Source organism: Rathayibacter tanaceti, assembly GCF_001634385.1.
In the GTDB taxonomy this organism is placed as follows: domain Bacteria; phylum Actinomycetota; class Actinomycetes; order Actinomycetales; family Microbacteriaceae; genus Rathayibacter; species Rathayibacter tanaceti.
Map to the genome: position 1 here is coordinate 1 of NZ_LIIN01000118.1, position 8,833 is coordinate 8,833.

The following is an 8,833-nucleotide window of genomic DNA, read 5'->3' on the forward strand; positions in this document are numbered from 1 at the left end:
ACCGCTTCGGCGGGCCGGAGCTCGGCGAGGCGCTGCGCGAGTACACGCGCGCCTTCGAGCGCTGGCGTGCGAGACGCGACGAGCTCGACGGGCTCACCGCGGCCCGCGAGGCGCGCGCTCAGGAGGCGGAGCGCCTCCGTGCGGCCCTGGCCGAGATCGAGGCGGTCGCCCCGCAGCGGGGGGAGGACGTCGAGCTCGCCGCGCAGTCGGAGCGCCTCGGCAGCATCGAGCAGTTGCGGCTGGCTGCCGGCGAGGCGAGGGAGGCCGTGTCGTCGGACGAGCTGGACGGACGAGACGCCCTCGGACTCGTCGAGACGCGCGCCGAGTGCTGGAGCGGGCAGCCGGGCACGACGCCGCTCTCCAGCCGACGGTGCAGACGCTCGGAGACGCCTCCGTGCTGCTCGCCGACGCTGCGGGCAGCCTCTCGTCCTACCTTGCCGAGCTCGATCTCGACGGAGCCCACGATCTCGAGCTCATCGAGGAACGGCGTGCCCAGCTCTCGCTGCTTGCCCGTGCCTACGGGCCGACGCTCGACGACGTCCTCGACCTCGTCGACTCCTCCGGATTGCGCCTGCTGGAGCTGGACGGCGATGACGAGAGGATTGCCGCGCTGGAGGCCGAGACCGCGGCCGACGCGGACCTCGTCGACCGGCTGGCGACGAGGCTCACCGAGCTGCGCATAGCGGCGGCGGCGCAGTTGGGGGAGCGGGTCAGTGGGGAGCTGACCGCGCTCGCGATGGCGGACGCCCGACTGCGGGTCCAAGTGACGGCGACCGGTGAACCGGCGGCTCATGGCCGCGACTCCGTCGAGATGATGCTCCAGCCGCACGCCGGCGCGACCCCGCGGCCACTGGCCCGCGGCGCCTCGGGCGGCGAGCTCTCGAGGGTGATGCTCGCGCTCGAGGTCGTCGTCGCCGCGAACGACCCCGTGCCGACCTTCGTGTTCGACGAGGTCGACGCCGGGGTGGGCGGCGCCGCCGCGATCGAGATCGGACGGCGCCTGGCACGGCTGGCCGAGACCTCGCAGGTCATCGTGGTGACGCACCTGGCGCAGGTGGCGGCTTTCGCGACCAACCACCTCCGGGTCGAGAAGGGCTCGGACGGCTCGGTGACGTCGAGTGCGGTGACGCAGCTCGACGCGGAGGAGCGGGTCTCGGAGATGGCGCGGCTGCTTTCGGGGCTCACCGACTCGGCGAACGCCCTCGCCCACGCACGCGAGCTGCTCGAGACGAGCCGGGTGCTCTGACACCGGCACCGCGGCGTCGAGCGACCGATCCGGCCCTGGACGGCCGCTGCTCCTGATCTGCTGTTAGGGTGGAAGCCCGTGGTGGACTTTACGAACGCGGGCCTTTCCTCTTCTTCTCCCTCGGATTCCGGGGGATCCTCCCGAGCGTCGAGCCGGGATGCTTCGCAGGCCGGGCAGGACGCCCCCACGAAGGTCACGAAGCACATCTTCGTCACGGGCGGTGTCGTCTCATCGCTCGGCAAGGGGCTGACGGCGGCCAGCCTGGGCAACCTGCTCACGGCGCGCGGACTGCGCGTCGTCATGCAGAAGCTCGACCCGTACCTCAACGTGGACCCGGGCACGATGAACCCGTTCCAGCACGGAGAGGTCTTCGTCACCGACGACGGCGCCGAGACCGACCTCGACATCGGGCACTACGAGCGCTTCCTCGACATCAACCTGAATCAGGCCGCTAACGTCACGACCGGCCAGATCTACTCGCGGGTCATCGCCCGCGAGCGCGCCGGCGAGTACCTCGGCGACACAGTGCAGGTCATCCCGCACATCACCGACGAGATCAAGCGTCGGATGCGGCTCCAGGCCGAGGACGACCCGCAGCCCGACGTCATCATCACGGAGATCGGCGGCACCGTCGGCGACATCGAGAGCCAGCCGTTCATCGAGTCCGCACGTCAGGTGCGGCACGAGCTCGGCCGCGCGAACGTGTTCTTCGTCCATGTGTCGCTCGTGCCGTTCATGGGCGCCTCCGGTGAGCAGAAGACGAAGCCGACGCAGCACTCCGTCGCCGCGCTCCGCTCGATCGGCATCCAGCCGGACGCCCTGGTGCTCCGCAGCGACCGGCCCGTCTCGGAGTCGAACAAGCGCAAGATCGCGCTGATGTGCGATGTCGACGAGCAGGCCGTGGTGAACGCCAAGGACGTCGCCTCGATCTACGAGATCCCGCAGATGCTCAACGAGCAGGGCCTCGACTCCTACATCATCGACCAGCTCCGGCTCCCGGCCGGCGAGGTGGTCTGGGACGGCTGGGCCACGCTGCTCCAGGCCGTCCACGAGCCCAAGCACGAGGTGACCATCGGACTGGTCGGCAAGTACATCGACCTGCCGGACGCCTACCTGTCGGTGACGGAGGCGCTGCGGGCCGGCGGTTTCGCGCAGCAGACGAAGGTCGCCATCCGCTGGATCGCGTCGGACGGGCTCGAGGACCCGGAGGTCGCGGCGAAGGCGCTCTCGGAACTCGACGGGATCTGCGTGCCCGGGGGCTTCGGAATCCGCGGCATCGAGGGCAAGCTCGGTGCGCTCCGCTTCGCACGCGAGAACGGAATCCCCACGCTCGGGCTCTGCCTGGGGTTGCAGTGCATGGTGATCGAGTACGCGCGCCACGAGGCGGGACTCGAGGGCGCCTCCTCGTCGGAGTTCGACCCGGACACCGAGTTCCCGGTGATCGCGACGATGGCCGAGCAGGTCGAGATCCTCGCCTCCGGCGACATGGGCGGCACGATGCGGCTGGGGCTGTACACCGCGACGCTCGCCGAGGGCTCCATCGTGGCCGAGGTGTACGGTGCCCCGGAGGCGGCGGAGCGCCACCGCCACCGCTACGAGGTGAACAACGGATACCGCGATCGCATCGCCGAGGCCGGGCTGTGGTTCTCTGGCACCTCGCCCGACGGGCATCTCGTCGAGTACGTCGAGCTGCCGCGCGAGAAGCACCCCTACTACGTCGGCACCCAAGCGCACCCGGAGCTCCGCTCGCGACCGAACGACGCGCATCCGCTCTTCCGCGGCCTGGTGACCGCGGCCCTCGAGCGCCAGGAGTCCTCGCGCCTCTTCCCCGCCTCGGATGCGGACGCCGATGAGTGAGCCGCTCTCGGACGAGCCGGTCGAACCCGAGATCCTCACCAGCGAGCGCGTCTTCAACGGCATGGTCTGGGGCGTCCGCGCCGAGACCTTCCGCTACGGCGGAGGGGAGCTGCGCCGCGAGTTCCTCGACCACACCGGTGCCGTCGCGGTGCTGGCGCTCGACGACGAGGACCGGGTCGCCCTGATCAAGCAGTACCGGCACCCGGTTCGCGCCCGCGAGTGGGAGATCCCCGCGGGACTGCTCGACATCGACGGCGAAGACGCCCTCCTCGCCGCGCAGCGGGAGCTCGGCGAGGAGACCGACCTGCAGGCCGAGCGCTGGGACCTGCTCGCCGAGTTCGCGACCTCGCCGGGGGGTAGCGACGAGGCGATCCGGATCTACCTCGCACGAGGCCTCTCCGCCACCGGCTCCGCCTTTGAGCGTGAGGCGGAGGAAGCGGACATGGAGCTGCGCTGGGTACCACTGGACGGGGTCGTCGAGGCGGTGCTCGCCCGCCGGGTGCAGAACCCGTCGCTGACCATCGCGGTGCTGGCGGCGCACGCGTTGCGCGCCCGCGACTGGCGCGGACTCGGCGACGCCTCCTCAGAGTGGACGCGGCACCCGCGGGCGCGCCGGGGTGACCCCGCGCGCCTGCGCCGACGCCTATCTCCGCCAGGCGAGCGTCGAGCGCGGTCTCTCGGCGCACACCCTCTCCGCCTACCGGCGCGACCTCGAGCTCTACCTGGCTGGCTCGACTCCCGGGGGACCGACGATCTCGGGACCCTGCGGCGCGCGACGTCGGGGAGTTCTCCTCCTGGCTCGCGGCCCGACCGGAGCGGCCGCTCGCGGCGAGCTCGCGGGCGCGGATCCTCTCGAGCGTGCGCGGCCTGCATCGGTTCGCCCTGGAGGAGGGCGTCGTCGCCGATGACGTCGCGCACGACGTGGTGCCGCCGAAGCTCCCGATGACACTCCCGAAGGCTGTGACCGTCGAGCAGATGGCGGGGCTGCTCGAGGCGGCACGCGGCGAGGAGCTCGCCGACCTCCGCGACCGTGCGCTGCTCGAGCTGCTCTACGCCACCGGCGCGCGCATCTCGGAGGCGGTCGACCTGAACGTGGACGACGTTGTCGACGCGGACGTCGTGCGGCTCACGGGCAAGGGCTCGAAGCAGCGGATGGTGCCCCTCGGGCGCTACGCACGGGAGGCGGTGGACGACTACCTGGTGCGCGCGCGGCCGGAGCTCTCGCGGCGCGGCCGGGCGACTCCGGCGCTCTTCCTCGGGGTACGCGGCAGCCGCCTCTCCCGGCAGAGCGCCTGGCTCGTGATCAGGGCGGTCGCCGAGAAGGCCGGGCTCGACCGCGAGATCTCGCCGCACACCTTCCGGCACTCGTTCGCGACGCACCTGCTGGCGGGAGGCGCCGACGTGCGTGTCGTGCAGGAGCTGCTGGGGCACGCCTCCGTGGCGACCACGCAGATCTACACGCTGGTGACCGCGGACACGCTCCGAGACGTGTACACCTCGGCGCACCCGCGTGCGCGTCGTTGAGCTGCGCGGCTCGACCGGCGGGCGCGGCGGTCGAGCCGCGGGGCGCCGGTACACTCGACGCAGGCCGCGCGGGAGCGCATGCCGACAGGGAAGCGAGGGCGACGCAGGTGACACGCAAGACGGACGACAAGGCCGAGCTCTCCGGTCTCGAAGCCCCGACGCTCGGCCCGACCGGCCGCCCCCTGCGCGACTTCCCGCTGCCGGTGGAGCTCACCGGTCACGGCCCCGCGCGGATCATCTCGCTCTGCAACCAGAAGGGCGGCGTCGGCAAGACGACGACCACCATCAACCTGGGCGCGACGCTGGCCGAATACGGCCGCCGCGTGCTGGCGATCGACTTCGACCCCCAGGGGGCGCTCTCGGCCGGTCTGGGAGTCGCCACCTACGACGCGGTGACGATCTACGACCTCCTTCTGGGCACCGTGAAGGACCCCGCCGAAGCGATCCGGACGACCCGTGTGCCCGGTCTGGACGTCATTCCGGCCAACATCGATCTCTCGGCCGCGGAGGTGCACCTCGTCAACGAGGCGCCCGCGAGCAGATCCTCGCGCGCGTGCTGCGCAAGGTCAGCGCCGACTACGACGTGATCCTCATCGACTGCCAGCCGTCGCTCGGGCTCCTGACGGTCAACGCTCTCACTGCGAGCCACGGCGTCCTCATCCCGCTCGAGTGCGAGTTCTTCGCCCTGCGGGGGGTGGCGCTGCTGATCGAGACGATCGACAAGGTGCGGGACCGGCTCAACCCTGTGATCGAGCTCGACGGCATCCTGCCCACGATGTACGACTCCCGCACCCTGCACTCGCGCGAGGTGCTCGACCGCGTGGTCGACGCCTTCGGGGACAGCGTGCTCGAGACCGTGATCGGACGCACGGTGAAGTTCCCGGACGCCAGCGTGTCCGGTGTGCCGATCACCCAGTTCGCGCCCGAGCACAACGCTGCGAAGGCGTACCGCAAGCTCGCCAGGGAGCTGATCTCGCGTGGCGCGGTCGCCTGAGGCCGTGCTCGAGGAGCGTCCTGCTCCGCCCGGTTTCCATCTCGCGCTGACCAATTTCGAGGGCCCGTTCGACCTGCTGCTGAGCCTCATCGCGAAGCACCAGGTCGACATCACGGAGATCGCGCTGAGCGCGGTGACGGACGAGTTCCTGTCCTACCTGCACGGGATCGACACGATCGAGGGGCTGGACCGCGCGTCCGAGTTCCTGGTCGTCGCTGCGACCCTCCTCGATCTGAAGATCGCCGGGCTGCTCCCGCAGGGCGAGCTGGTCGATGCCGAGGACGCCGCGCTGCTGGAGGCGCGAGACCTGCTGTTCGCCCGCCTCCTGCAGTACCGCGCGTTCAAGCAGGTCTCGACGTGGTTCGCCGAGCGGATGGAGATCGAGGCGGGGCGGCATGTGCGCGACGTGCCGCTGGAAGAGGAGTACCGCGCTCGGAAGCCGGAACTCGTCTGGACACTCTCGGCCGCCGACTTCGCGGCCCTCGCCACCGTGGCGCTCGCTCCCCGCGAGCTGCCCACCGTGGGGCTCGAGCACCTGCACGCACCCCGTATCAGCATCCGCGAGCAGGCCGCCCACGTGGTCGCCGTGCTCCGCGGGCAGGAGTCGGCGACCTTCGGCGAGCTGGTCGCGGGCGCTGAGGAGCGGGGCGTGATCGTCGCGCGCTTCATCGCGGTCCTCGAGCTGTACCGGCACGCCGCGCTCTCCTTCGAGCAGGAGGAGCCGCTCGGCGAGCTCACTCTGCGCTGGGTCGCCGAGAGCTGGAACGACGAGAGCCTCGCCGCGCTCGGAGCCGACTATGACTCCTGACGCCGGAGCGGGCACCGTGGCCTTCGAGATCGACCGCGCGGTCGAGGCGATCCTGATGGTCGCCGACGAACCGCAGCCGCTCGCGGCGCTCGCGACCGCTCTCTCGCGCCCGATCGCCGTGGTGCGCCAGTCGATCGAGCGCCTCGTCGCCGACTTCGACGGCACCGACGGGTCGATCCGTCGCGGCTTCGAGCTGCGCGAGGTCGGCGGAGGCTGGCGCATCTACGTGCGCCGCGAGTACGACCCGGTCGTCTCGGACTTCGTGCTGACGCAGAATCCGACGCGGCTCTCGCAGGCGGCGCTCGAAACGCTGGCGGTCATCGCGTACAAGCAGCCCGTCTCGCGCGGCCAGGTCGCGCAGATCCGCGCGGTCAACGTCGACTCCGTCGCGCGCACACTCCTCGGCCGCGGCCTGATAGCGGAGGTCGGCCACGACCCCGAGACGGGTGCGGTCCTCTACGGCACCACCGAGCAACTGCTCGTGCACCTCGGCCTCGCCTCGCTCGACGAGCTGCCGAAGATCTCCCCCTTACTGAGCGACGGAAGAGACGGATTCGATGAGCGCGCCTGACAGCGGCCCCGAGGGTGAACGACTGCAGAAGGTCCTCGCGGCAGCGGGGGTCGCCTCCCGCCGAGTGGTCGAGGAGATGATCGTGGCGCGGAGGATCCGCGTGAACGGCGAGGTGGCGGGAGAGCTCGGTCGCCGCATCGACCCGGCGACCGACCGGATCGAGGTGGACGGGGTCGCGGTGCAGCTCGACACCTCCCGCCGCTACGTGATGCTGAATAAGCCGGTCGGAGTCGTCAGCTCGCTGGCCGATGAGAACGGGCGCGCCGACCTCAGTACCTATACGCAGAATTTCGAGGAGCGGCTGTTCAATGTCGGACGCCTCGACGCCGAGACCTCGGGCCTCCTGGTGCTGACGAACGACGGCGAGCTGGCGCACGTGCTCGCGCATCCGTCGTTCGGCGTGACGAAGACGTACATCGCCAAGGTGCACGGGCAGGTCCTCCCGCAGACGATCGCGACGCTGACGGCGGGCATCGAGCTCGACGACGGGCCGGTCGCGGCCGACAAGGCACGGCTGCTGGGCCGACCGGAGGGGCGCTCGAACGCGTCGCTGGTCGAGATCACGCTGCACTCGGGGCGCAACAGGATCGTGCGGCGGATGATGGCCGCCGTCGGGCATCCGGTGATCGAGCTCGTGCGCCGGCAGTTCGGGCCGCTGCACCTGGGGACCCTGCGCTCGGGAGACCTGCGCGATCTGACCCGCGACGAGCTGGGCGCGCTGCTGACGATCGCACGGCAGGGCGGCGAGGCCGTGGCGGCCGCGCCTCCGCAACCGACGAAGAAGGCGAGCGCCGGGGCCAGGCGTCCGCGGCCGGACTCCGGGGAACGCAGCGGGTCGGCCGGACGCGGTTCCACGGGGCGGTCCTCCGACCAGGGAGGCTCCTCCACAGGCGGTCAGCGGCGGGACGCTCCTCCGCGCCGCTCCGGCGCCGACAAGCAGCGCCGCCCCGATCGCTAGGCTGTCCGGGTGAACGAGCTCCTGCACCCCGCCCCGCCCGCGATGCGGACGAGCGGGACGGTGCGGGTGGTCGGCTCCGGACTGCTGGGAGCCTCCATCGGCCTCGGGCTCGCCTCCCGCGGGATCGACGTCGTGCTCGATGACGCGTCGCCCGCGAGCCTGTCCCTCGCCATCGACTACGGGGCCGGCCGGGCCGCTTCCGTCGACGACCGGCCGTCCGTGGTCGTCGTGTGCGTGCCTCCGGACGTCACCGCGGGTGTCGTGGAGCGCGAGCTCGCGGCGCACCCCGAGGCGGTCGTCACCGACGTGGCGAGCGTCAAGATCCAGCCGCTCCGCGAGCTGCGCTCCCGCGGCGTCGATCTCACCCGCTACATCGGCTCCCACCCCATGGCCGGACGCGAGCGCGGCGGTCCGGTGTCGGCGCGTGGCGACCTCTTCGTGGGCCGCCCGTGGGTGATCTGCCGCGACGGCGAGACCACCCCCGAGGCGCTCGCGCGGGTCGAGGCGCTCGCGCTCGACCTCGGCGGCACGATCGTCGAGATGGACCCGGAGGAGCACGACCTCTCGGTCGGACTCGTCTCGCACGCCCCGCAGGTGATCTCGTCCCTCCTCGGACAGCGACTCCTCGACGCCCCGAACGCGGCGCTCCGCCTAGCCGGGCAGGGCGTGCGCGACGTCTCGCGTCTCGCGGCCTCCGCTCCGGAACTCTGGGTGCAGATCCTCACCGCCAACCGCGAGCACGTCGTCGCCGTGCTCGACGCCTTCCGCGACGACGTCGCCGAGGTCGCCGACGCGCTGCGCGACCTCGAGACGCCGGGCGCGCGCCGGGTGCTGGCCGAGCACCTCGCGGCGGGCAACGCCGGTGTCGCCCGTCT

The 8,833-nt window shown here is 71.6% G+C and carries 5 protein-coding genes and 4 pseudogenes; all 9 read left to right on the top strand.

Annotation, left to right across the window (positions count from 1 at the left end):
- The first annotated feature begins 325 nt into the window (after positions 1–325).
- The gene (locus ACH61_RS12435; RefSeq protein ID WP_068212472.1) at positions 326–1,246 is read left to right on the top strand and encodes a DNA repair protein RecN; all 921 of its coding nucleotides are present in this window, start codon (positions 326–328) and stop codon (positions 1,244–1,246) included.
- 204 nt (positions 1,247–1,450) lie between these two features.
- Complete coding sequence (locus tag ACH61_RS12440) at positions 1,451–3,103, top strand: CTP synthase (protein WP_068212475.1); 1,653 nt, start codon at positions 1,451–1,453, stop codon at positions 3,101–3,103.
- Positions 3,096–3,713 (top strand): annotated as a pseudogene (locus ACH61_RS16420) (NUDIX domain-containing protein); the annotation flags it as partial. The gene ACH61_RS12440 and the pseudogene ACH61_RS16420, both read left to right, overlap by 8 nt.
- A gap of 7 nt (positions 3,714–3,720) precedes the next feature.
- Positions 3,721–4,627: pseudogene (xerD, locus tag ACH61_RS12445) on the top strand (site-specific tyrosine recombinase XerD).
- Positions 4,628–4,734: 107 nt separating this feature from the next.
- Positions 4,735–5,621 (top strand): annotated as a pseudogene (locus ACH61_RS12450) (ParA family protein).
- A complete protein-coding gene (locus tag ACH61_RS12455) occupies positions 5,605–6,429 on the top strand; it encodes a segregation and condensation protein A (protein ID WP_068212473.1) in 825 nt (274 codons plus the stop codon). Before ACH61_RS12450 ends, ACH61_RS12455 begins: the two are co-directional and overlap by 17 nt.
- Positions 6,419–7,000 carry an SMC-Scp complex subunit ScpB gene (gene scpB / locus ACH61_RS12460; RefSeq protein ID WP_068212474.1) on the top strand — a complete coding sequence of 194 codons (582 nt, stop codon included), beginning with the start codon at positions 6,419–6,421 and terminating at the stop codon, positions 6,998–7,000. The genes ACH61_RS12455 and scpB overlap by 11 nt, the downstream gene beginning before the upstream one ends.
- Positions 6,987–7,769 (top strand): annotated as a pseudogene (locus ACH61_RS12465) (pseudouridine synthase); the annotation flags it as partial. The gene scpB and the pseudogene ACH61_RS12465, both read left to right, overlap by 14 nt.
- A gap of 231 nt (positions 7,770–8,000) precedes the next feature.
- Positions 8,001–8,833, top strand: an 833-nt coding sequence (locus ACH61_RS12470) for a prephenate dehydrogenase (protein ID WP_068212476.1), incomplete at its 3' end; no start/stop codon positions are given.

Excerpts from the sequence above, each read along its gene's own strand:
- scpB (WP_068212474.1), top strand. The coding sequence starts at position 6,419 with ATGACTCCTGACGCCGGAGCGGGCACCGTGGCCTTCGAGATCGACCGC.